Below are 22,654 nucleotides of genomic sequence, written 5' to 3' on the forward strand. Positions count from 1 at the left end.
CAGCCATTGGCAGGCCAATCAGCACTGAAGCTGCGGCGATGAGCTCGGGGTGATTTGTCGCCTTCAGGCGACCACTTAACTCTTCGACTTCCGGCGCTGCGATCCTGTCGAGGCCACGGATTCGTAGTCCGGCTTGCCGATGACGGTTTTGCAGACCTCGCTGTTCCAATCGAAGATCTGGCGTAGGTGCAGGAAATACCCCAGCACCTCTTCATCAATGCGGACCGGCACGAGCTTCCAACCCTCGGGTCGCAGGTGCAGCACCGCGCCGGCATGGATGTCGGGAACCGGTTCCGAGGATCCGTCCTGCTTGATGATGCGGTCGGCGTAGGCGTACGCGCTCAGTTGGAGAGCGACATCCTCATGGACTCCGGACCTCGTGGTCTTGACGTCCAGAATCACCGTTTCACCGTCGATATCACCGATCGTGTCGAAACTGCCCGCGTAGTCGTGTTTGTCGGACCAAACGGCGTCTTCGATGTGACGGTGCTCAGGCTGGTAGCGGTCGTGGAATGCGTGGATGTGGTCGACGTAGGGACGCAGGTCTGGGTGGACGCTGCGAACGACCTCACCGCGGGCGATCCGCTCGAACAGTTCGTGGACCTCGGTGCCGATGTCGGCTGCGGCCTGGGTGTTGCGCCGGTGGGCGCGCTTCATGTAGTCGATCGCGCCCGCTCGGTCGGTCAGCGCTAGGTCCACGATGGACCCGAGGTGGTCGATCGCGTTCTCAGCAGTGAGTTTTGCCGCCCAGCTGGTGAGGAAGGGTTTGGGCAGCATCGCGACGATGCTGGTCACGCTTGGCGCCTTTTTGCTGCTGTCGTCCGGATCGACGTAGAAGCGCGATCCGCTGCGGTTGAGGGTTTGTATGCCTGCCATACGCGTTCCTTCGCTCGGGCTGTGGTTGCACCGAGGTAAGGGGTGCTGGACCGAGATAGGTGGGCACAGCCCGGCAGGCATTCACTCGAATAGAGCAGAACGTGGAGATAACAACGGCCCGCCTTCCACCAGGGGAAGACGGGCCGTTATCACAGGTCAGGCCGGCTAGAAGATCTCGCCGATCTCGTCGCGTCGCTCCCTCACCAGGGTCTCCAGCCGACTCAGCTTCTCAACGACAGCCTCGCAATCAGACACGCTCGCGTCATCCAGCTGCGACAGACTTAGCTGTTCCACATCACGGATAAGTTGCTCGATACTCTCGACCAATGGAGAACGCCGGAAAGCGCGTTCACGAGACCGCCGCTCGTCATGCTTTCTTCGCGCGACGATATGCGCTGGCGCAGCGCCGAAACCATATTCGGCGCGCACCTCATCGGTAATATCAGGATCTTGAAACAGCAGCTCAGTCACTTTGTGACGAGCTTGAGTGGGTATGTCCAGCGGATCGCCAGAATCACCCGCTGCTTCGCGGATTCGCTTGATGAGTGCTTTGTATTCCCGCGATTGACCGTTTAGGTCCATTTTGCCATCGAGCCGACGGCAGTTTTTGCGAAGCCAGAGCATGATTTCGGCCAGATGACCGATCGCCTCTTTTTGCTTCTCTGACTTTGACGCTTTGTGTGCATCGCGAAGGTGGTGCACGGCCGCGTTCACACGCCCGCGAACCTCAGCGCTGATGTCCTCAGCGTTTTCAGGCGTGCCCACGTTCGCGTCCCCCTCGCCAGCGGCGTCTCTCTTCAAGCTGGCTGAATGTTACCGATGAATATTTCGACGACGCCAGTCCCCTAGAGATGACCAGGCGTAATGGTCATGCACGGAGCGTTTTGGCGTCTCCGAGCGTGGAACAGCCGGCGCACGCCATCGCACGGTCGAGCTCGCCGATGATGCGAGTCAGCACAGCGTGCGCACCCTGTTCACCGCCGGCGGCGAGCCCGTAGACGACCTGTCGCCCGATGAGGGCTCCATCCGCCCCGAGCGCGAGTGCCCGCAGGACGTCGGAACCGGTCGTAACGCCCGAGTCGACGAGCAATCCGGGGCCCTCAAGGGTCGTCGCGACGGTGGGAAGCGCTCCTGCGGTGGCCGGCGCGACGTCGGACTGCCTGCCACCGTGGTTGGACACGATCACGCCGTTGGCACCTGCCCGCATCGCCCGTTGTGCTTGCTCGGCGGTGAGCACGCCCTTGACCCACACCGGCATCCGAGTCTTACCCACGAGTACTTCCAGGTCGCCCCAGGTAAACGAGGGGTCGATTTCGGCGTCGTCGAGATTGTGGAAGTTCGCAGGCGTAGGAAGCGTGAACCCGGTGGTCTGCTCGCGCGCCGAGCCGTGGCGCATCGGGGTGTCGATGGTGACGACAAGTGCGTGGTAGCCAGCCTGTTCGGCACGGTCGATCAGATCGGCCTGCACGTCCCTGTTACGGATCGGATAGAGCTGAAAGGCCAGATCGGCACCGGCCGCCGCGATGTCCTCGATCGTGCTGGAGGCCATCGTCGAAACGACCATCGGCACTCCTGCCTTCTCACAGGCACGGGCGATGGCGAGATCAGCGCCCGGCATGACGGCACCGAGTCCGCCCATCGGGGCCACGGCCACCGGCGCCATCGACTGGGTGCCCAGAATCGTGGTGAACATGTCCCGCTGCCCAACGTTGGCCGGGAGCCGGTGCGGAAGACGCATCCCCTCCCATGCGTCGAAGTTGCGGCGGACGGTGCTCTCGGTTCCCGCGCCGCCGGAGACGAAAGCGTACGTCGACGGCGGTAAGACGGACTGCGCGGCGTAGAACTCGGCGTTCGGAGTGGTCATCGACGGGCCTCCTGCTTCGGTGCCGGGGTGGGGACGAGGTAGGTCATGACCGTGCTCAGTACGAGCACGATCGAGGCGGCGACAGGCTCGGGCATCTGAACCCCGTAGAGGCTTGCGATCCAGACAGCGACGGTCCCGACGGCGCCGGCAGCGCCACCAGCGGCCACGGTGCGGCTCGGCTTACGCGAGGGCCTCGGCTCCGAAGCGCCGTCTGGTTTTTCGCCCCCCGACTCCTTCGACTGTGGTGTCTCCGGCGATTCGGGGTGAGGTGGCGGGGCAAGGTTGTCGGAAGGCAACGGCTCGGGCCACGGTGCCGGACGTCCGGCCTCCCGCTGGAGTTCCACCACGCGCGCGGTGGTGTCCATGATCGCGTCGCGCAGGTTCGTCCGGTTGGTGTCCCCGGGAATACGGGACGGTTCGGAACCGGGCTTGAGGAAGATGTGCTCGAAGCTCGCCAACCGCCGGTCGAGGTCGTCGAAGAGGGACTGGACTGTTTTCTTCGTTCCGGCCCAGTCGGTGAATTCGTCACTGAGTTGCATGTCGTCTCCCGCAGGCGCGGCCATCGCCGAAGCGATGTCGCGCCTGAACTGGTCGAGGTCAACATGACCGGGGTCGACCTTCCCGGTCACGGAGGTTTCGCGGTGGCCTCGGGCGGCTTCGGCCGGGCGTTGGAGGTGACGCAGCAGGGCGGCGTTGACCTGCACCGCCGCGGCGTACTGGGCGCGGCTGGGCGGATGCGTCCCGTCGTAGTCCCACTCCACTCCGAGATAGAGGGTGTTGCCATCGCCACCGGGGTTCGGGCCCGAAGCGCGAGCGCGGCCGGCGTGGTTGGCCCGGCCAGCCGCGATCACGTGGGCGGTGCCGTCTGTTCCGATCACGATGTGGCACAGAGGCCCCGCTAGGTCCGAACGGCCGTCGATCGTGAGCTGCACGCTCGGTGCGGGGTTGCGTGCGCTGGAGGGTGTGGCGGTGTGGTGGTTGAGCACGCCGATCGGACGGGGCGGTGTGCCGCTGACGCTTCGGTTTTGCCAGCCAGGTGCGACGACGGTGCGCACTCCGGCGTCGTGGAGGATGCGTGCGAGGTCGATCACTGCCGCTCCTCGTCAAGGAGATCGGTGATGGTTTCGACGGGGCTCGGGGCGGGCGGAAGGCGTCGAGTCAGCTCGTCGAAGGCCCGCTCCAGCGCTCTGATGCGGCGAGCGAGTTCGTCCTGTGTTGACATAGTTGTCTCCTACGGTGGTGGCATGACGTCCAGGTCGAGGGCGATCTCGGTTGCGCTGGCGTCGGAGAAGCCGGTTACGCGGCGTCGATAGATGCCGTCGGCAAGCCAGGGGTGCCGGGAAATCGCGATCGTTGGAGCGTCACCGAGCGCCCAGTCATCGAGTCCTGATCCCGGTTTGTCGAGTCGCAGGTGTGTTTCCCACCGGGTGCCCGGCGCTTGACCTGCGGCGAGGGAAGCGCGGGCGTAGGAGTCGAGAACGTCCTGGCGTCGCTCTGACACGTGCTCGGTGTTGACCACGTCCACCGGGGGCGTTCCTGGCCGGTCCACGGCGGCGACCCCGGTCAGGAGGTCTCGGCCTCCGCCGGCGCCCTTGACCCATACCCGGGCGGCCGGGGTTCGGCTGCCATCGATGTCGAGATCGATCGCCCCGATCGCGGCGCCGTAGTCCCACACGAGCGCGGTGTCGCGCGCCCCGAGAAGCGGGTCTCCGAGATCGAGCACCCATTCCACTCGGGTTCCGCCGTCGACCAGCCGTGGCTGGAACTCGAACTCCGGACCGTCTTCCCGAGTGGATAGATCCCGCAGCCGCTCCCAGACGTTGGCCAGGTCGTAGCCGTAGTAGGTGACCGACTCCGGACCGGGCTCGGGCTCCGGCAGCACGATCGGCAGGCCGTAGCCGCGCTGGGCAAGGTTGGCCCGCACCAACTCCCCCATCAGTCCACGCACCGAGAGGTCTCGGAGCACCAGGTCCTCAGAAGGGTCGGTGATTGCCGTGTGGCCGCGAGGATTGCGCAGTACCCGGCGGTCGAACTCCGACCCGATGCCGGCACCGGAGACCGAGAGCGTGCGCGCGGAATCAGTGAACTGCCAGGTGCGCACTGGCCCGGCCTGCACGACGTGATCGCCGTAGCACACCACCCAGGAGTAGGCGCCGGTCTCGGTGAACTCGTGCAGGTCGGCGGCCGTGTTTGCGCCGGTGCCGAGGTAGACCTCGACGGTGTAACTGCCGGGGTCGGAGATTCGGCGCTCGAACTTCGGCACGTCAGAGATCCGGATGTCGCCGACGATCTGTCCGGTGGTAGTTCGTGCGACGAGCACGCGCCATTCGTCGATCATGGGCGCCGCCTCACAGACGCCGAGACAACGGCCAGACCTCGACGGACAGGAGGTTGTCGCCGACGTCGTCACCGCGGTAGGCCGCTCCGAACTCCGGGTTGTTGGTGCGGATGACCTGGACGGTGAGGAAGACCTGGATCTCGCCGGTAAACGGGCCGTTTCGCAGTGGCGGAACGCCGAAAACGTGGCGGGAGTCGGCGTCGGTGTTGCCGGTCTCGTATCCGGTCCAGTTCACTGCTGGTCCGGTGTTGGGGTCGTGGACCTTGATGTGGACATCGACGGCGGTGTTCGGACTTTGCCGCGTAACGACCCGACCGGTCGGATAGATGCTGTAGGGCACGCCGGGGTCGGGGATCGTCACGCTGCACACCTCGCGCAGCGCACCTCCGCCGCGAAGCCACAGCCAGTCGCCGGGGCCGGGCGAGGCGGTGTGCGTGGCGGCGTTGTGAACCCCGTGCCATCCGTGACGGGTCCGGTCCTCGCCACCGCCCTGCCACACCTGGGCGGCGAAGGCCGATTCGGTGACCCACCGCTGTTCCCCGGGGAATGCGCCGGGCTGCCGGAAGGCGGGTGAGTCTGCGCGAGCGTCCCGGCCGTGCAGTACTCGCAGACCACCTCGGGTGGCCAGGCCGGGCCCGCGCAGGTCGGTGATCTGTTCGGCGGTGATTTGGGTCGTGTCGGCCTGTACCCGGACTTGGGCGAGCGGAATCCACCCGATGCCGTCGGGCTCCGGAGCCACGGGGGTTGTCGGCGAGGGGTCGCCGGTCCACACCTCGATGCAGAAGTGTCGGCCCTTCGACGGCAGCAGGGTCTCGCTGATGTCGTCGTACACGCGAGCCACGACGAGGTCGATCCGGTTCATGTACCGGCTGGCCGGTTCCAGGTGCAGGCGGGCGGTGCGGTTGAGCGTGCAGATGTACGGGCCGTCTTCGGTCGCGATCACGCAGTTGCCGGGCTCGACGGTGAGGCTCATCGACTGCGCTGCCTGCACCCGCAGGCCCGTGTGGCAGGAGCCGTCGAAGCCTTCGCTGTCGCCGGAGAGCAGCACGCCGGCTCGGACATCGATAGGTTCATGCGGCGCTGGTGCCAGCAGGGCGGAGAAGGCCATACGCGCGTCACGCAGGCCGATCTGCCCTTCGACGGCCCACGGGTCAACATCCGAGGTCACGTACATGCCGATGGTGGACATGGGGAAACTCCCTGAGAAGTAAGAGGTGGGGTTCAGAACCAGGCGTGCCGCCAGGCCGCTTCGAGGTGGCCTTCGGCACCGGTAGGGCCGTCGTGCCCGAGTCGCACGCAGAGCCGTCCGGGCTCGCCGTCGAAACTCGCCGCGGGGATGACGAACCGGTCGAACTGTGCTGGGAAGATCCGGCCTCGTACGGGGGTACGGCCGTCAAGCAGAGCGGTGGGCACCGCCGGGTCGATCACGAGCGTCTGGCCTTCGTTCAGGGCCGCGTCGTAGGCCAGAACTGCTGTACTGCCACCCGTATTGACGGTCAGCCTTGGCCGGTGCAGCGGCCCATGCAGGCTGTACAGCGGTGCGCTCGGTGCGGTGCCCTCGTTGATGAGGACCATCGCCCCCGAGCTCGCACCCAAGCCAAATCGCAGTCCGTGCTGGAAGTTCAGGCCGTCGCCGAACTTCAACCCACCTCTGCCCTGCGAGGGCAGTCCGATGTCACTGCGGTGCCACGCCAGCGAGTAGCGGCGCGGGTCCGGTGCGACTACCTGAAGCGACCACTCGAACCCGAACGCCGCCGTTTCGGTCGGCTTGGTCAAGATCTGGTCGTCTAGGTAGACCTCGCAGGTCAGCGCCCCGATCTCCGAGTAGCAAGTCAAGGCCATCGGGATAGTCGGGTCGCTGAGTAAGCCGGTAAGCGCAGCCGAGGCGCGGCGTAACGCCGCAGCGTCGGGTGCGAATGCCTGGCCCTCCAACGTGATCGTGCGCTCGGATTTCCAACCGGGAGAGCGGAACGCGCCGTGTGTGGCTAACTGGGGGTTGATTTCCGCGTTGGTAGCAGGCGTTGCCCAAAATCCCTCTTCACTGGTCAGAATCCAGTGCACGCCTCGGCGATCCGGCTGCTCCGGGTCGAACGTCAGAGGACCGAGGCTCCAGATCGGAGAGCCATCCACAAGCAGCCTCCTTTCATGAGATTCGGGCGAGTAGCCTGTGTGAGAGTCAGTAGTCGGCGACCATCGCGGTAGTTCCACTCAAGGGAAGAGCTCGGAAAGTGACGAGAAGGACCAGAGAGCATGTCATCGCAGATCAGGCCGTTGCCGCCGTCCGCAGGATCTGGAACAAGCAAGGCGCCGCAGTTGACGAGATTCATAAGGATTACGGCGAAGACCTTTATGTGAAGACCTGTATCCGTGGCCGTGTTGACCCGAAGCCGATTTGGGTCCAGGTCAAAGGCACCGAGCGCGACTGTATGAACGAGACCAAAAAGCTTCCGTCGGTCAAGCTTGGTGTTCGTCAGTTGATCCGCTGGTCGCGTTTCCAGGAGCTTGTCGTCGTCGTTCTCTGGGACGTATCCAACGACGTCGGCTGGTATTCCATACCAGATGACCACGGGTTTGACTATGCAAATCTCCTTGATTCAGGAACCGCCCATGTCAGCCTAAACTTCTCCCGCGATGACAAATTTGACGTCGCCGCAGCGGATTTGCTCGCCTGGGACGCGAGACTTGCTGCAGCGAACAGGCTTTTGGAGTCTCAGAGAGCCCGAGAAAGCCTCATCGAGGACTCCGCAGGAGAAGAAGGGAACGAGCTCACACAACGCATTCAAGGCGAGATGGGGCTTCAGCTCACCGACATCATGTACGACCTGGGCCTGGTTCGCCGGGAGGGAGAAGGTGGCCGATTAACCACTTTGGATTCTACTTTCCACGATACACTGGTAGACGCCCTAGAAACCAACCTTCGCAGCCAAGAGGAATACAAAGAATTCGGAAGCTTTAGCCGGGCTGTAGACGCCGCTATCGCCTCCACGCTGCTCACTGGATTATCAATGCCTCCTCAAGCGCGCATGCCCGTGAGATTGTTTTATGAGATGGTTTACCTCATAAAACTGATGAAATTCGAGAACGTTCCCAGGTTTTGGGATAATTCTGTGCAGTAGCTTGAAGCCTCTTCCTACAAACGTGAGCGGATGCGCAGGTGCCGGTCGACGGCGTGCGCGATGTGCTCAGGTGATGCGCCAGTGCGAGCGTGGACCGTGATCTGTGGTGACCACACCTGTTGGGCGGGAGACACCATCTGCTTGCCGTCACGCGGGAGTACGCGCGGTGGCGGCGTGGTGTTGTTGTAAGCCACGGGTCGTCCGACGAGGCCACCGGAGGCCATGCCTACCAACTGTTGTTGCTTGGGCAGTAGTGCGTAGCCCATCCGGCTGGCGGTTTTGGCCAAGATCGCCTGTGAGCGTGCGGAGTTGTTGACGGGGATGTACGCCTCGTCGCCGCGCATCCTGTCGCCGACTACACGCCAGGTCTGCGGCGGGACGACCTGGGCGACCGGTCGCATGGGTTTGAGTCCGGCGATGCCGCCGGTGGCGAAGGGCTGCACGAGTCCGCCGGTGGCGTTGCCCAAGGGCAATGGTGGTGCGTTTGGGTCTTTCGGTGGAGGCTGGACGGCGTCGATGATCTGACGGGTGTAGACGGTGATCCATTGGGATTCGGGGAGTCCCTCGATCGAGGCGCGCAGTGCGTTGATGCGGGCGGTGGCCTCGTCGGCGCCGTTGACCCCGAGGAAGACGCGCTTCTCACCCGGAAGCACGAGTACGGCGTGACCGAACCGGTCGGTTTCCATCCGTGCGCCGATCGCGCCGAGCGCGGAGGAATTCAGGTTCGCCAGGTATTGGCGCAAGGCGACCGGAGCAGCTGTTCCGGCCTGCATGACCAGGTTCGCAAGCGTCTGGTTAAACGCCGCGGTGGCCATCCGGTCCCGGTCGTTCGCCGTCGCCCCCTGGGCTTGGGCCACGGCCTTGTCGCGTGCAGCTTGGGCCGCACGCAACATCGACTGCTCCAACTGCTGATCAGCGACGGTGGCCTGCATGCTGCCCGCCCCATATTGGGCGACTGCTGCTGCCGCCTGTTGCTGGGCCTGCGTGACCGCAGTCAACGCCTGGCGCAGCGCTAAGTCCTTGTCCAGCGCCGAGATCGCCTGCAACTGCTGCTCGACCATTCGATCCGTGTGGGACTTGGTCGCGGCAGCAGCGGCAGCCTGCTCCTGTTCAACCCGGTCCGTTGCCGCGGCCACAGCCTGTTGGGCTTGAGCGGCGGCAGCCGAGGCCGGGCCGTGTTGCTGGACGGCTAAGGCGTAGTCGTTTTGAGCGCGGGTGAGGTCGGTCTGCGCTTGTTGCAGAGGCGTCATCGCCGTGTAGAGCTCGTTCGCTTTGGCTTTGGCCTCGTCGAGGGTGGTCGTGAACTGGCCCTTGATCCACTGTCCCGGTCCGCCAAAGGCGTCCAGCCATCCCAGCCCGGTCAGCGAGTTGTCCTCGTTGATCGAGGTGATGGCTTGCTGTGCCGCGCTGCCGCCCTTGAGCAGTGAGTTCGCGGCCTCATCGGCGTTGGTGGCCACCGCATCCAGAGCGAGGGCCGCGCCACCGATCACCGCACCGGCGACCGGGACCACGCTGATGAGTCGGGAGAACCCGGCGGCGACACCGCCGACTGCTGTGGTGACGCGCTGGCCTGCGGTGACGCTGCCGGTCATCGAGGTCGCGACGGCTCCCATCGCGGCGCCGGCGGCTGTGGCGCGCGCCTGCCAGGTTGTCATCAGCCCGGCGAGGGCCTGCCAGCCAGCCCGCGCGGAGGTGATCGCGGCGGCGACACCGCCGATGCCGCGACCGAGCGCGACGAACCCGGCAAGGGCGATGGCTGCTGCGGCGATGACCTGGGTGAGCGCTGGGTTGGCCGAGGCGAATCCGCCGACGAGTTCGGCGAGGTTGCCGACCATCCCGGCCACCGCGATTCCGAGCGGGGCGAGGGTGTTGAGCAGTTCAGCGACGCCGGTTGCGGTCTGCACGGCGATGGCGCCGAACTCGGCGAGCCGGTCGCTCATTTGTGAGAACCACACGCCGAGCGCTCCACTGGCGCGTTGGGTCTGGTTGAACTGGTTGACCAGGATCGCCTGGGATTCGACCCACTGGGCGAAGGTGTCGAGCATCGGCATGGCTGCCGCCGTGATCGAGCGAAGCGCGTCAGCCAAGGCGAGCCCTGCTCCTCCCAGCGAGGCCATGATGCGGTTGTTGGCCTCGGCCACGAGCGTGAAGTCGTTGCTCCACAGCGGGGTGGTCGCCAGCTGCGCCGAGCGCTTGGCGACCTCGCCGAGCACCTGCCCTGTGGAGACCAAGGCGTGGTTGAGCTGCGGCGCGAGGCGCATAAGCTGCCCGAGTGCGTCGCGGATGGGTGGAAGCATCTCGGCCTGCACGCTGTCGCCGACGGTGCGCATGGTCGGTAGCAGTTCGCCGCTGACGAAGGTCACGAACTGGCGGCCGGCGGGGGTCAACGACGCGAGCGCGTCGTTCATCTTGTCGAGCTGTTCCTTGGTCGCGCCGGGATCGGTGAGATTGTCCAGCCGAACGGTTTCCATCACCTTCACGGCCTCGCCGATGCCGTTGAACCCGGCGATGGCGGCACCGGCGACCTGTCCGATCCCGACCAGGGACGCTGGTACGGCCGCGAGTCCGGCAGCCGCAGCCGGGGCTGCCGCGCCGAGCATGGACAGCCCCGCCGAGAGCAGACCGAGGACGTTGATCGCGCGCTCGGCGCCCTCGACGTCGGCGCGCAGGGCGAGCTTGCGGCCGTCGATCTCGTCGGCGCGTTCGCGGAGTTCTTCGAGCTTGGCCTGCGCGATCGCCGTGTCGGCATCCACGCTCAAGGCGGTGTGCTCCCACTGCGCGCGCGCCTTGTCGATCTGAGCCTGCGCACGGGAGATGTCGGCGTCGACTTGCACTTCGACGCCGCGCTTCTGCGCGTTGAGCTTGGCAAGCTGCGCCTCGGCCTTGGTGATCTCCGCGGTGACGTCGATCTGCTTCTCGTCGCGTTGTTTGACCAGCGCGGCGATCTGCTGACGGATCGGCGCCATGTCTGCCTCGATCGCCATCACCCGCGCACGGCGCTGGGTGGTCAGTTCTTCGATACGGGCCTGGGCCTGGTCGATCTGCGCAGTGACTTCGACCTCGGCGGTGGCCTTCTTCGCTGCAAGAGCGGCGACTTTCGCTTCCGCCTTGGCGACATTGGCGTCCACCGGCACTTCGACCGGTGGCACGGTGGCTGCCAGCGCGTCGATCTGCGCCTGGGCACGCTTGACGTCGGCCTCGGCAGTGACACTGGTGGTGTTCTGCCGCGCCAGCATCGTTTGCGTGTCCGCCTCGATGTTCGAGGTATCCGCGTAGAGGTGAATCTCGACCGAGGTGTTCTCAGCTTCCTGCTGGAACTGCTCGACGCTTTCCCGCGCTGGGGCAGTGTCGGCCGAAACATCGACGGTGGGTCTCGTTTTCAGCCCTTTGCAAAGCTGGGCCGCTGCGGCTTCAGCGTCGGCGGCATCGGCCGACACCGGCAGGGCGACCTGGTTGTCAAGGCCCTTGAGGGCTTGGCCAATCGTCTTGTGGAAGTCGCGCAGGGAAGGGACGACCTGCACGAAGGCGGTGCCTGCTTCGAACTTTGCCACAGTGTGCCGCCTCCTCTAATGGGTTGGGTCTGTCCTCAACGGTTTGGATGGATCGGGCGAAATCACGATCGACGTGTAGGTAGTTACGGCACACTGTGCGGGTGGCGAAGGGGTACGAGATCCACAATCACTCCAGTGGTCAGAGTTGGAACAACGCTCAGATCGGCGTCAACCACGGCAACATCTGGCTGACAAGTCCGCCGGGGTCGTTGGGCGTCGACGTGAAGCAGGCGGAACTCCTTCAGCGACTTGCCGATACAGTGCGTGAGGCAAGCGCGGATGGGCTGACGAGGTGGGGACTTCGCGACCGGGATGCACTACCAGTGCGCTGGCGCATCGCCTCGGAAGACCTGTTCGACTACTGGGAGAAGATCCAGCTCGATGGTGCTCCGCCGTTGCTGGAGGGCCAGTTCACTGCGATCCGGCAGACTTACGAGGCGGTCGAATCCCGGCGGCTCGTGATCTTAGGGCGGGCTGGCGCAGGCAAAACGGTGCTCGCACACCGTTTGATCCTGGACTTGCTCAAGAACAGCCCAACCGGCTCGGTTCCAATGCTGTTCAGCCTCGCCGACTGGAACCCCTCAACCGAACTTCGGCACTGGCTAACCGAACGCCTAATCCGCGACTACCCGTTCCTGAACTACCCGAACCCGAACGGCGCGAAACCGGCCGAGCGGTTCATAGCACGGGGGCTAATCCTGCCCGTTCTGGACGGCTTCGACGAGATCCCCGAGGAGCACCATTCCGCCGCCATCCGCGGAATCAGCAATCTAGACATGCCGCTAATCGTCACCAGCCGCCCGAACGAGTACGCCCGCGCCGCCCACCAGACCAAAGCCGTCAGCGGAGCCGCGGCCATCATCCTCGAAGACATCACCCTCGACGACGCCAAGACGTACCTGCTCCACAGCACCGGCAAAACCCGTGCCCCCGCTTGGGAAGCGGTATTCACCCACCTGCGCACCTCGCCATACGACATCGTGAGCCGGAACCTCACCGCCGTGCTGACTAGCCCGCTGATGATCACCCTCGCCCGCACCGTCTACAACGACACCCCGGACGAACCCGGCGAACTCCTCAACGGTGAGCGCTTCCCCACTGCCGAGGCGCTGGAAAACCACCTCCTGGACGCCTACCTCCGCGCCGTCTACACCCGCAGAAACACCGACCCACAACACAAAGGAAGCCCGAACTGGAACCCCGACCAAGCCCGCCGCTGGCTCAGCTACCTTGCAAACCACCTCATCAGTAACAACGCCCAGGACCTCGCTTGGTGGAAGCTCTCTACTGCCCTCAACAGCTTTACTCGAATCCTCGTTACAGCGGCAACAGTAGGGTTCGTCCCCATTCTTGCTATCACTTATTACGACGGTTTAACAGCACCAGAGATGCTCTTGACTTGGCCCACTTACGGGCTTGCGCTGGGGGCAATCAATGACGCGAGATTCGCGCGCGGACGCATGGGCCGCGACCCGGAACGGCTTCGCATACTTTTTCGTTCACGCAGCAAGGGAATACGCCCACCAAAAACCTATCTCAAAAATTCCTGGGCAGAGTTCACCAGCGCGTTTGCGGTTGGGCTTGCATGCGGACTCGCAGTCGGGCTCTACTACTTCCTCTTCTGGATCAGAGACGGACTTACTTATGGACTAAGTAATGGAATCATCGACGAACTCGCGTACGGGTTCACACATGGCCTTCTGGGTGGGCTTATTTTCGGGATCACGGCCGGTACTGCAACCGGGATTGCGAACATCCTTGTTTCAGCCATGGGCGAGAATCACACACCGCAAGATGCGGTTAACCCCTGGCATCTATTGAAAATGGATCGCACAGTCACACTCGCACGGTCGACTGCGGCTGCCGCCACGACCGGGCTCACCGTGGGCCTTGTGTTCGGGTTCACAAATGAGCTGGGGCTTTTGGCTGGCCTCGTAGGCGGAACAGTCCGTCTGATGCTCTCGGCATGGGGAACCTGGCTGTTGTTCGTACGCTTGTGGCTTCCGCTGACCCGTCGATTGCCCTGGCGTTCGAAGTGCTTCCTCGAAGACGCCTACGACCTCGGCGTAATGCGCCGAACGGGTGTGGTCTACCAGTTCCGTCACGCCCGGCTCCGTGACCACCTAGCCACGCCCTGCCGAACCTAGACGACGACGGCTGGTCGCCCGACTACCTACCCGCGACGGGCCGCGACCAATTCGAGAGCAGGACCCTAGGCGCCAAGCATGGCCGCGACGATGTCGCGGTGGCGGTGGTGTTCACTGCGCCGTGCAGCGCGATCGAGCGCAGTTTCCGGGCGCGGCACCGGCTTCGGCGCGCGCCAGCGGTGGGACTTGCTGTGGACCTGTGAGAAATCGGCGCGCTGGTAGGCCAGCAGGTCGGCGATCAGTGCGAGCAGTTCTGCTTCTTGGGTCCAGGTCTCCAGCGGCGGGCGTGACGCTCGCCCGTTGTCCTGCTCGCCCTCGCTCTGGTCGGTCAGTTCGTCGGCCCGGTCGTCGTCGCTGTGCACCGCGGCCCAGTAATGCGAGGTGCGCGGGAACTGGTTGAGCAGGCGGAACAACCGCATCCACGGGTGCACGCCTCGGAAGAAGTCGAGGATGTCCACTCCGATCGTGAGAAGGTCGTATTCGATCTCCTCGCCGTAGCGGTTGATCAGCTCGATCAGTTCCCGCCAGGCCCAGAAGGGGCGCTGCCCATGCCGAAGTGGGCGGCCATGTCGGCGACCAGGCCGTTGAAGACCGAGATGTGTTCCCCCTTGAGCCGGGAGTAGACGCGCTCGTAGTACTCGCCGCAGAGAGCCTTCAGAGCCTCGCGGGGCTTGTGTCCGTTCTCAGATAGCGTGAACACCTGCTCGGTGGTGTCAGGCGGTGGGATCTCGATGACCTCGCCGCCGAGGTCGAGCGGGTAGGGCTCGGCGCGGTCGGCCTCGGCCCTGAACTGCTCGAAGGTGCGAACCTCAGTACGGACGTTGCGCTGCTCCACGGGTTTGCCCTTTCTGCCGTTGGTGCTCATGCGGCCCTCGTCACGGTCGCGGTGATGCCGATGCCGTGCTGGTGAATCGGGGTCGGCCACGGGGCGGGCGGAACCGGTTCGTCTGGCGCGAAGCCCATGCGCGTCAGGAGCTTGCGCCAGCCGGGGCCACCGAAGAAGTGCCGGATCGAGAACCCGGCGGCCGAGTCGCGGGTGGCGGTGAGCGTCATCTCGTAGGCGACCGGGTCGTCCTCACCGTCGGTCCAGACCTGCTCGCCGACCTCGGAGACCATCGCGCGCGGGAGCAGTCGGCCGACGTAGATCGTGTCCTCGCCGGCGCCATCGGCGAAGACGGCGAAGATTCGCCAGTACTGGGTGGCCGGCCGCACGGCGGTGGCGAAGGAGACTTCCCCGGTTTCGGGGTTGGCTCTGACCTTCGAAAGGTCGGTGTTGTTGTACATGCCCAGGGTGCGCAGGTTGGTTTCCTGGGCGATGACGGTCATCTCCGTGACGTCGCTTTGGATGTCCCGGCGCGTGGGCTCCCAGGCTCCCCACGAGGTGACCTCGGAGACCTCGGTCTCCCGAACCCAGTTCACCCCGTCCTCTTTGCTGATCCATCCCAGGTCGCCGTAGCCCTGGGGCAGCGGCACAAGCTCGGCATCGCGGCCACTGGTCAGCCGCTCCGGAAGAGGCGCGGCGATAGGGGCCACGAACACGGACCCAGCTAGGGCTTTGCGGATGAGCTCGGCTTGCCGGTTGGCGATCTCTTCGTAAGCAGGCAAATGTCTTCAGTCCTTTCCCGCTGTCAACGGGCGGCGCATAGACAAGCGGTAGGTGGCCACCACGCGCCGGATGTCGGGGTTGTCGTCGGGTACCTGCTGAGGGGCGATCTCGACGGCCGTGCGGTCGATGAGCGCTCCAGCGTGGACAGAGGCCGCGGCGTTAAGGACGCGCTGACGGACCGCCTCGGCCAGGCGCCAGGCGTCGTGCCGGGAGCAGGCGATGCATTCGGTTTCCAGCCGGGCGATGTCGGTGACTCCGTCGTCGGCGCCGCCAGCCCTGTGGATTTGAATCAGCGAATTGCTGATCTCGCGAGGGCTGACCACCACGACGGTGGCCAGCGGCTCCAGCAAAGCCATGACCACCTGCTCGGCATCGGGAAACGGGCGCGTGTCGGAGTACACGGCCTTACTCCTCGCCGGCAGCGGCGCGGCGCAATACGTGCTGTGCGGAGTACTGGTTGCCGCGGTTGCCGAACTCGACTGCGGCCGAATGCGGCGCGGTGGCCTCCACCTCCCCGACTAGGCGCCCATCGGTCCACCCGCCGTGGTAGCTGGTGGTGATCCCGTCTTGGTAGTCGCCCGTGTCACCGACCGGTGCCAAGCGTCGCGCTCGCCGAGCGATCTCGCGGGTGGTCTCCCGCACGACCGGATACAGCTGCGACGAGCGCAGGAACCGGCCAGTGGAGCGGCTGTTGCGCCGATAGCGCATCCCTACCCCCTTACTTCGTCGATATCGATGACGAGGCCGGGCCGCCACCCGGTGAACGGGGATCGCGGTGCGGCGGGGTCGCCGCGGAGGCGGAATCGCCGCCCTTCGGGGAGCTCGATCTCGTCGCCTGCGTGCAGGTCGGCACTGGCCGGTGCCAACAGCCGCAAGCGTGTGGTGACCTCGTTGCGACGATCGCCGGGCGTCTCGCCGGTCGACTGCTGCGCCAGTGCGCAGCCGGGCACGGTGAACACCGCGCGCACGGTCTCCTCCCCGAAGGCATCCGATTCGACACGCCGGACCCTGATCGTGATCGGGCGGGCAAAACGCATGTCGATCACCACCAGGCCGCGGGTGGCAGGAACGGGCGGAGGACGGACAGGCCGGTGCGCACCCCGAGCAGGCGCCATTCCTGCGGCGCGAGGTCGAGCTTTCCGGACGCGGCGCGGGTGTCGTAGCTGACGCTGTAGGCGTCCGCTGTTTGCGAGCGAATGCCTTCAGGGTTGCGCAACACCCGGATGACCGCGGTGGCCTCGACGAGCACGACCACCTCGGTAGCCAGCAGGCCGTGCTCGATGCGGGCGTACAGGTCAGGCAGTCTCGTTAGGATCAGCGTTTCCGCGTCGCTTAGCAGTGCTGCCACCTGCGGAACCTCGGCTTCGTCCAGGTCCCTGCCGAGCCTCAGCGCCACGTCCTGTGCTGTGGCTACCGGCATCGCTGCTTCCCTCCTCGTCGGTGGGGCACTCGGCGTCGGCGTCGGTGTAGCCGACCGCCAGCAGGGCCGGGACCATCGGGCCGAACACGTGGATCTCGCGGCCGTACGGGCTGATCAGGCGCATCCGCCTCACCGCCCCTGCCGCGGCTGCCGCTGGACGGCCGGCGGCTGTTCGGGAAGCTCCGGGTCCTGCCGCATCGGCGGCTGCTCGGGCAGCTCGGGAGCCTGTCGCGGGTCCTCGGGAAGCAACGGCCGCTGGCCTGCGTGGTTGTCCGGGTCCTCGGGCAGCCACGGCCGGGGCTCTAAGCGGGAAATGCGCACGCCCAGATCACGCAACCGAGCTTCGTGGTCGCACAAGATCGAGCGAATGGTGTTGTGGGCGTCGATGTGGCCGTGGTCGCCTTCGTGCAGCTCGGGTAGTGCGTTGAAGTCAGTCAATTCTCGGCTCCTTTCAGGCAGCGGCGGCCACGTGCGGCAGTGGCGCCATTTCGTAGGCGACGAAGGCGTTCGGGTCGTTGACCAGCCAGCCGAAGGTCACCTCCACGAGGTAGGCGACCTGGTTGGTCTGCCACAGGTTGACCTGCTGGCCCTCAACCTCGATCGAGCCGACGTCGGTGCGCTTGAGCGTGATCTGATCGGCATAGCCGTAGACGATCTGGCTGAAGTCGCCCGCGAACATGCGCACCCCGGTATCGCGAGAGGTGCCGATGCGACCGGGCACGGCCTTGCCGTACTCCACGCGCAGACCGGCGATCGAGTCGAACGGATCGGCCAGGTTCAACCGGGACTGGAACACCTGGTTGCCGTTGTGATCCCGCGCGGAGATGAACTGCGGACGCACGCGCTCGTCGGCGGCGAACTGGGTCAAATCTTTGTCAGATTCGGCCAGCATCGTGTAGCCGGTCATAATGTCGGTGTAGATGTCCCCGGAAAGCCAGATCCGGTTCGGCGTGGCGTTGACGTAGCTATTGAGCTCGGTGCCCAGCAGCGCAGCGCCAGTGTCCGGACGCCGATTGTGGAACACCGCGAGGTCGACACCGCGGCCAATCGCCCGGCTCATCTTCGACTGAAGGTCGCGGTAGAACGGCAGCGGATCAGTCCGCTCCCACTCCGCGCTCGCGGTCACGATGGTGGCAAGCTTGATCGGCCCGAAGCTCTTGTGGCCCCAGCTCACCCCGGAGACCGGCTTCGTGTAGCCCTCGCGGTCTTCTGGACGAGTGCCGACGCCGACCTGCCCGACTTCGGGCTGCACGCCGTCGACACGAATGATGGTTTCCCCGTAGCCGACGGGAATGCGACGACCGACGCGCAGCACGAGCGAAGATTCCTGGGCCTCGCGGAAGATGTCGCTGACGATCTCCCGAGGAACGTCGTGCGATTGCAGGTGCGCCATCCGCAGCTGGTGGCGCCCATCGGCGATGGCGTGGTTGGTCGTGGGCTCGTTGGGGGCAAGTTCGTTTTCGAACGCCACAGCAGCCCTCCTTTAGGTTCGGTGTGACAGGAAGAAGTTCGTCAACGGGTGATCGGTCATCGCCGAGCCACCAGAGGAGCCCTGCGACGGGTCCCCACGTCGCGCCGAGACCCCGAAGGTCGACTTCAAGCGCGCAGCATCGGCGGCGATCTCCTCGGCATTTGAGCCGTGCAACCGGGCAGCGAAGTCCTCGACGACCTCGGCCGGCACACCAGCCGACAACGCGGCGCGAATGCGGGTCAGATCCATCCGAGACTCCGCCAAGGTCGCCTCGGCATGGGTCTTCGCCGCGTGCAGCGCGGCGGTCTCCTGCTCCAACGCGGCGGCCTTCTCGCTCGCCACTCGGGCCTTGTGCCGATGTGTGGCGGCCTCGGAGCGCAACGACCTAATGATCTTCTGGGCGAAATCGGGCAGGGTCTCGATCGACTCCCGCTCCGGCTCAGTCGACGTGTCCTCCGGGGCCACATCGGCGTTAGCGGGATCGGGTAGGGATTCAGGCATAGGTGGCCTCCAGGACCAGGTCAAAACCGCTCGCCAGGAGCGGTAGGGATCAAGCAGCGTCGGCGACGTCGCGACGCTGGTCGTCGACAGCGCGGCGGAAGGCATTAATGGCGTTACGGCCGGACCAATTGCGCGTGGCTTCGCGCCACAGGCGGTCGGCGTCGAGGTACTGCTCTCGGCCCGTCCAGCTCCCGCGGGAAAACACCGGCACCACCTTGCAGGTGCAGCCCGGATGCCAGACCTGCTGGTCGCCGGCCGTGCGGCGGGTCTTGTAGACCGGGCCGCGGGAGATGAGCATTAGACAGAACGCGCACGTCGGTGAGTCCGGGTCGTACCGCGCCCAGCCTAGGACGCGTTCGTTGTCCTCGACGGCACGAATGATCGTGCGTCGGCCGCCGTTCTCGGCCTCCTTGGTCGCGATCTGAGAGGCCCGGTGGAGGGTCTCGCGCGGGGTGTTGCGGCTGGTCAATTGCGGTTCGAGTGATCGCATGGCCGCCTCGGACCACTCCGGCCGGTAGGGCGGGAGGTCCACGTCCGGCGGGTCTTCGTCGAACTCGTTGTTCCACTGGCTGTCGAAGTACTCCCGCGCGGTCTTGGCGGACTCGCGGCGAGACTCGTCGACAAGGTCGTACATCTGGCCGAGCAGGACGTGGTACTGCTGATCGCTAAGCGCCTGGACGCGGAAGGGGCTAAGCAGCTTGAGGATCGCTCGCGCCAGCCGGCGCACGATCCCCGCCTGCCTGCTGCTGTACTGGCTGATCGTCAGCGCCAGCCTGGTCACCTCCCTCCATCGCCATGAGCTTGAGCATCGGATCGTCATTGACCCGCTGCATCACCACACGAATCCGCTCGGGGCTGAAGCCAAGTTCTTCGAGCGCGGTCTCGCGGTCGTAGAGCGGCTGACCGCCGGAGAGTTTCTGCACTGCGTCGGCCTTCTCGGCGACGGTGGGTGTGGCCGGATCGCGCCAAATCGTCTCCAGGCGCCGGTAGGCGTCCGGATCGCCGCCGGTGATGCGCAACCCGATCCGCATTGCCTGTTCCCACCCGCCCCCGGCCGCGCGGTTCTTCCGTTCCACGGACTTCACCAGCCGGGCTTCTGACGAGCGGATCGCATCCGCCGAAGCCGGGTTGTCCGTGGCTAGCCCGAGGTAGTGGCTGGGGAGTCCGGTCAGCGCGGAAACGTGGTGGGCATAGGCGTTCAAGGTGTCCGTGAAGTTGCGCAGGTCCGCAGCGGTGAACTGGCCGACCTTGACCTCAGTGCCGCTCTCCGGGATGGCGAGGATGTGGGCGAGGTATGCCTGCCAGGTCGGCATCGGGTTACCGAGTTCGTCCTGAAACAGCCCCTCATCAGCACCGAGGATGTAGCGCTGCGGCGTGGCCATCAACTCCTGCGCCCCCTGCAAGTTCATGAGTGAGCGGCAAGCAGCGTCGGTCAGGCCCATGATGCGCCGCATCTCGGTACGGCCCTGCCGGTCCGAGACCCGAGCTCGGTTGATCAGCGCGACCACGGGCACGATCCCGAGCCGGTGGTCGTGCCGGTCGGTTTCCACCCACCGGCCGTCGACTTGCTCGGCGTAGATCGTCACGTCCGGCAGATAGAGCACGCAACCCTGCACATCGCGAGTCGGGTCGGGCTCGTAGAGCCGCAGCGCAGCGGTGACCCGCCGGGTGCGGGAATCGGTCATTACGATCATGCTCTGCGGGGATTCCACGGTGATCAACGGGACCTCGGGGTCCTCCTCGTTGTAGCCCACGCACACGTACGCGCGGCCGTGGATCAGCGCCTCCAGGTGCGCAAGGCTGCTCTCCTCATCAAGGTCGTTGTACTGCCACCAGTCCCACAGCTGCTCATCACCACGCCACCCGCCGGCCAACCGGAAACCCTCGACATCCTGGCGATGTTCGAGTGAATCGACGTACATGCCAGGCCAGTTCACAATCACCGACAGATTGCGCATCTCTGGCGGGATCGCCAGACCCATCGAGGTAAGCCGCTGTTGGCCCTCGTAGTAGGCCGTCTCCACCCGCGTGTACAACTCGCGAGCAGCCAGCTCGGTCTGAAGCCGATCGATGATGTCCAACTCAGCTTGCTCCATCAGCGGTGGAACACCACCTTTCTCGCTCCCACTCGGCGGCCCTTGACGATCTCTTGGCGAGCCATCCACGCCAGGACCGCCGTCACCGCGGCGTCAACCTTCCGTTTACTGTCGCGCGTTTCCTTCCCGATGCCGATGTGGTCGTACTTCGTGACCCGCCGCTTGGCGTTGAGCACGTGTTGCCGCAGCAGCGGATCGCCGTCGTGGCTGACGTGCTGGTTCAGCACCGCCTCAAGGAAGTTCTCGCAGCCCAGGCCGAAGTCGCGGATGCGGGCGCGCATGTCGAAGGCGAACGCACTGCGGGGGCTGGCCTTGAGCTTGGCTCGGCGACCGAAGTCCGCAGTCCACTGATCAACGTAGGACTCCCAATAAGCAATGTCGGCATACATCGCCTGCACGCGGTAGCGCTCAAACGCCGCACGGACATGGTTGTCGACGTCCTCACGCGGAACCTCCCAGACCGGCTGATGCGCCGGGTGTTCCCACGCGGCCAAGCGAAACAACACGCCATCGTCGACCCGGCAGGCCATCAGCACCGTCGAGTCGTCGCTACGGCTGCCGTCGAACCCGAGCGTGATTCGCTCACCGGGCTTGAGCTCGGCGTCGATGCGGCAGCGGTCCCACTCGTGCGAGGCCATCCACGCATCCTCGGCCGCGACGATCTGGTTCAGGTAGAACCGCCTGCTCACCGACAGTGGATTGCGGATGTCATGGATTTCATCCACAAGGCTTTCCACATCCAGCCACGTCGCATCCCCACGGGCAGCGAGAAGGCCCTGCCGCAGCGACGCCTCATCATGGATGTCGGTCTCCGGCGGGGCTTCACGGGAGTCGTAGAGCATCCCGGTCCCGCGGGCCTGACCCGCCTGGATCTTCTGCCACGCCTCCCATGCCTGCTCAGCGACGCTTTCCTCGCCGGGAACATGGCCGTTGGTGATCTGGAGGTGCCGGGACCGGGTCTTCACCGCGTTGCGGACGATGACCTTATACATCTCGTGGCCGTCGTTGTTCGCCAACCAGTGATGCGACTCATTGATCAGCGAGAACGACGCACGAGCACCTTCCAACGCCCGCGGGGACGAGGTCACCGACTCGACTTGCCCACCACCGGCCTTGTGGATGATCTCGTGGTGGATGTCGAGCCCGTACTCATCGACGCACGCATCCGACAGCAACGACGGAAACAACCTCATGGTGTTCCTCGTCTGGTCTTTCGACACTGCGGCGGTGATCACCCACGGCGCCGCAACTGGCCGCCCCACCGGATTGCCCTCAGCGTTCCAGCCGTCGAAACGGACCGGGGCGCACAACTCCAGGGCACATAAGACGGCGCCGAGAGGGTCTTTACCCCAGCCCTTCATCCTCCTGAGCACGCCGTTGCGGTACACGGAGCGGCCCGATGAATCGACCGCATACCACCACAAAATGAACCGTGCCTGCTCCGGCGTGAACCGCCACCGCTGCCCAGCACCCTCACCGTCCGGTTGGTTGAGATAGTCGGCGGTCCACGCGAGCAGATCCCAGCCCAGCGTGCGTTGCGGCAGGCCCCCGGGACCAATCAGGACCGGTTCGAGCGTGCCGCCTTCCCTCAGCGCTGCCACCCTGATCACCTCCCCTCCACGCCGCGGGCGAGGAAACAGAACGCTCACCCATCGAGCTCGCTGTCAA

Annotated in this window: 24 protein-coding genes; 2 read left to right on the forward strand and 22 right to left on the reverse strand. The window is 65.3% G+C overall.

What is annotated here, in order from left to right; genetic code table 11:
- Positions 1-75 precede the first annotated feature (75 nt).
- From E1161_RS13285 to E1161_RS13315, 8 genes are all read right to left on the reverse strand, one after another.
- Positions 76-876 carry a PD-(D/E)XK nuclease family protein gene (locus tag E1161_RS13285; protein ID WP_132623163.1) on the reverse strand — a complete coding sequence of 267 codons (801 nt, stop codon included), beginning with the start codon at positions 874-876 and terminating at the stop codon, positions 76-78.
- A gap of 165 nt (positions 877-1,041) precedes the next feature.
- A complete protein-coding gene (locus E1161_RS13290) occupies positions 1,042-1,641 on the reverse strand; it encodes a hypothetical protein (RefSeq protein WP_132623165.1) in 600 nt (199 codons plus the stop codon).
- Between the two features lie 103 nt (positions 1,642-1,744).
- Positions 1,745-2,740: an alpha-hydroxy acid oxidase gene (locus E1161_RS13295; RefSeq protein ID WP_132623167.1), complete on the reverse strand. Its 996-nt coding sequence runs from the start codon at positions 2,738-2,740 to the stop codon at positions 1,745-1,747.
- Positions 2,737-3,795: a peptidoglycan recognition protein family protein gene (locus E1161_RS13300; RefSeq protein ID WP_235875003.1), complete on the reverse strand. Its 1,059-nt coding sequence runs from the start codon at positions 3,793-3,795 to the stop codon at positions 2,737-2,739. The genes E1161_RS13295 and E1161_RS13300 overlap by 4 nt, the downstream gene beginning before the upstream one ends.
- A gap of 32 nt (positions 3,796-3,827) precedes the next feature.
- Positions 3,828-3,962 carry a hypothetical protein gene (locus tag E1161_RS28365; RefSeq protein WP_268951388.1) on the reverse strand — a complete coding sequence of 45 codons (135 nt, stop codon included), beginning with the start codon at positions 3,960-3,962 and terminating at the stop codon, positions 3,828-3,830.
- A 9-nt stretch (positions 3,963-3,971) separates the two neighbouring features.
- On the reverse strand, positions 3,972-5,078 hold the full coding sequence (locus E1161_RS13305; RefSeq protein ID WP_132623169.1) for a hypothetical protein: 1,107 nt from the start codon (positions 5,076-5,078) through the stop codon (positions 3,972-3,974).
- Between the two features lie 10 nt (positions 5,079-5,088).
- A complete protein-coding gene (locus E1161_RS13310) occupies positions 5,089-6,267 on the reverse strand; it encodes a hypothetical protein (RefSeq protein WP_132623171.1) in 1,179 nt (392 codons plus the stop codon).
- 32 nt (positions 6,268-6,299) lie between these two features.
- A complete protein-coding gene (locus E1161_RS13315; RefSeq protein WP_132623173.1) occupies positions 6,300-7,208 on the reverse strand; it encodes a hypothetical protein in 909 nt (302 codons plus the stop codon).
- A 98-nt stretch (positions 7,209-7,306) separates the two neighbouring features.
- Between E1161_RS13315 and E1161_RS13320 the strand changes: the two genes are divergently transcribed.
- The gene (locus E1161_RS13320) at positions 7,307-8,194 is read left to right on the forward strand and encodes a DUF4365 domain-containing protein (protein WP_165939783.1); all 888 of its coding nucleotides are present in this window, start codon (positions 7,307-7,309) and stop codon (positions 8,192-8,194) included.
- A gap of 14 nt (positions 8,195-8,208) precedes the next feature.
- Here the strand turns inward: E1161_RS13320 and E1161_RS13325 are convergent, their stop codons facing one another.
- Entirely contained in the window at positions 8,209-11,745 is a 3,537-nt protein-coding gene (locus tag E1161_RS13325; RefSeq protein ID WP_132623177.1) for a coiled-coil domain-containing protein, read from the reverse strand.
- 101 nt (positions 11,746-11,846) lie between these two features.
- Between E1161_RS13325 and E1161_RS13330 the strand changes: the two genes are divergently transcribed.
- On the forward strand, positions 11,847-13,892 hold the full coding sequence (locus E1161_RS13330; RefSeq protein ID WP_165939784.1) for an NACHT domain-containing protein: 2,046 nt from the start codon (positions 11,847-11,849) through the stop codon (positions 13,890-13,892).
- A 65-nt stretch (positions 13,893-13,957) separates the two neighbouring features.
- Here the strand turns inward: E1161_RS13330 and E1161_RS13335 are convergent, their stop codons facing one another.
- The 13 genes from E1161_RS13335 to E1161_RS13395 all read right to left on the reverse strand — a co-directional run bounded on the left by E1161_RS13335 (position 13,958) and on the right by E1161_RS13395 (position 22,587).
- Positions 13,958-14,350 (reverse strand): hypothetical protein, encoded by a 393-nt coding sequence (locus E1161_RS13335; RefSeq protein WP_132623181.1) that lies wholly within the window; start codon positions 14,348-14,350, stop codon positions 13,958-13,960.
- Positions 14,351-14,406: 56 nt separating this feature from the next.
- Positions 14,407-14,757, reverse strand: coding sequence for a hypothetical protein (locus E1161_RS13340; protein ID WP_132623183.1), 351 nt, complete (start codon positions 14,755-14,757; stop codon positions 14,407-14,409).
- Positions 14,754-15,497 (reverse strand): phage tail tube protein, encoded by a 744-nt coding sequence (locus E1161_RS13345; protein ID WP_132623185.1) that lies wholly within the window; start codon positions 15,495-15,497, stop codon positions 14,754-14,756. Before E1161_RS13345 ends, E1161_RS13340 begins: the two co-directional genes overlap by 4 nt.
- Positions 15,498-15,503: 6 nt before the next feature.
- Positions 15,504-15,899, reverse strand: a complete 396-nt coding sequence (locus E1161_RS13350) for a phage tail termination protein (RefSeq protein WP_132623187.1) — start codon at positions 15,897-15,899, stop codon at positions 15,504-15,506.
- Positions 15,900-15,903: 4 nt separating this feature from the next.
- Positions 15,904-16,206 carry an HK97 gp10 family phage protein gene (locus E1161_RS13355; protein ID WP_132623189.1) on the reverse strand — a complete coding sequence of 101 codons (303 nt, stop codon included), beginning with the start codon at positions 16,204-16,206 and terminating at the stop codon, positions 15,904-15,906.
- 2 nt (positions 16,207-16,208) lie between these two features.
- Complete coding sequence (locus E1161_RS13360) at positions 16,209-16,547, reverse strand: hypothetical protein (RefSeq protein WP_132623191.1); 339 nt, start codon at positions 16,545-16,547, stop codon at positions 16,209-16,211.
- Positions 16,541-16,894 carry a Gp19/Gp15/Gp42 family protein gene (locus E1161_RS13365; protein WP_165939785.1) on the reverse strand — a complete coding sequence of 118 codons (354 nt, stop codon included), beginning with the start codon at positions 16,892-16,894 and terminating at the stop codon, positions 16,541-16,543. The genes E1161_RS13360 and E1161_RS13365 overlap by 7 nt, the downstream gene beginning before the upstream one ends.
- A 153-nt stretch (positions 16,895-17,047) precedes the next feature.
- A complete protein-coding gene (locus E1161_RS13370) occupies positions 17,048-17,356 on the reverse strand; it encodes a hypothetical protein (protein ID WP_132623195.1) in 309 nt (102 codons plus the stop codon).
- Between the two features lie 13 nt (positions 17,357-17,369).
- On the reverse strand, positions 17,370-18,389 hold the full coding sequence (locus E1161_RS13375) for a phage major capsid protein (RefSeq protein ID WP_132623197.1): 1,020 nt from the start codon (positions 18,387-18,389) through the stop codon (positions 17,370-17,372).
- A 12-nt stretch (positions 18,390-18,401) separates the two neighbouring features.
- On the reverse strand, positions 18,402-18,890 hold the full coding sequence (locus E1161_RS13380) for a hypothetical protein (RefSeq protein ID WP_132623199.1): 489 nt from the start codon (positions 18,888-18,890) through the stop codon (positions 18,402-18,404).
- Between the two features lie 49 nt (positions 18,891-18,939).
- The gene (locus E1161_RS13385; protein WP_132623201.1) at positions 18,940-19,671 is read right to left on the reverse strand and encodes a VG15 protein; all 732 of its coding nucleotides are present in this window, start codon (positions 19,669-19,671) and stop codon (positions 18,940-18,942) included.
- Complete coding sequence (locus tag E1161_RS13390) at positions 19,580-20,986, reverse strand: phage portal protein (protein ID WP_132623203.1); 1,407 nt, start codon at positions 20,984-20,986, stop codon at positions 19,580-19,582. Before E1161_RS13390 ends, E1161_RS13385 begins: the two co-directional genes overlap by 92 nt.
- Complete coding sequence (locus tag E1161_RS13395; RefSeq protein ID WP_207920232.1) at positions 20,986-22,587, reverse strand: terminase large subunit; 1,602 nt, start codon at positions 22,585-22,587, stop codon at positions 20,986-20,988. Before E1161_RS13395 ends, E1161_RS13390 begins: the two co-directional genes overlap by 1 nt.
- Positions 22,588-22,654: the final 67 nt, after the last annotated feature.

Origin of the sequence: Saccharopolyspora aridisoli, from assembly GCF_004348445.1 — a bacterium.
GTDB lineage: Bacteria > Actinomycetota > Actinomycetes > Mycobacteriales > Pseudonocardiaceae > Saccharopolyspora > Saccharopolyspora aridisoli.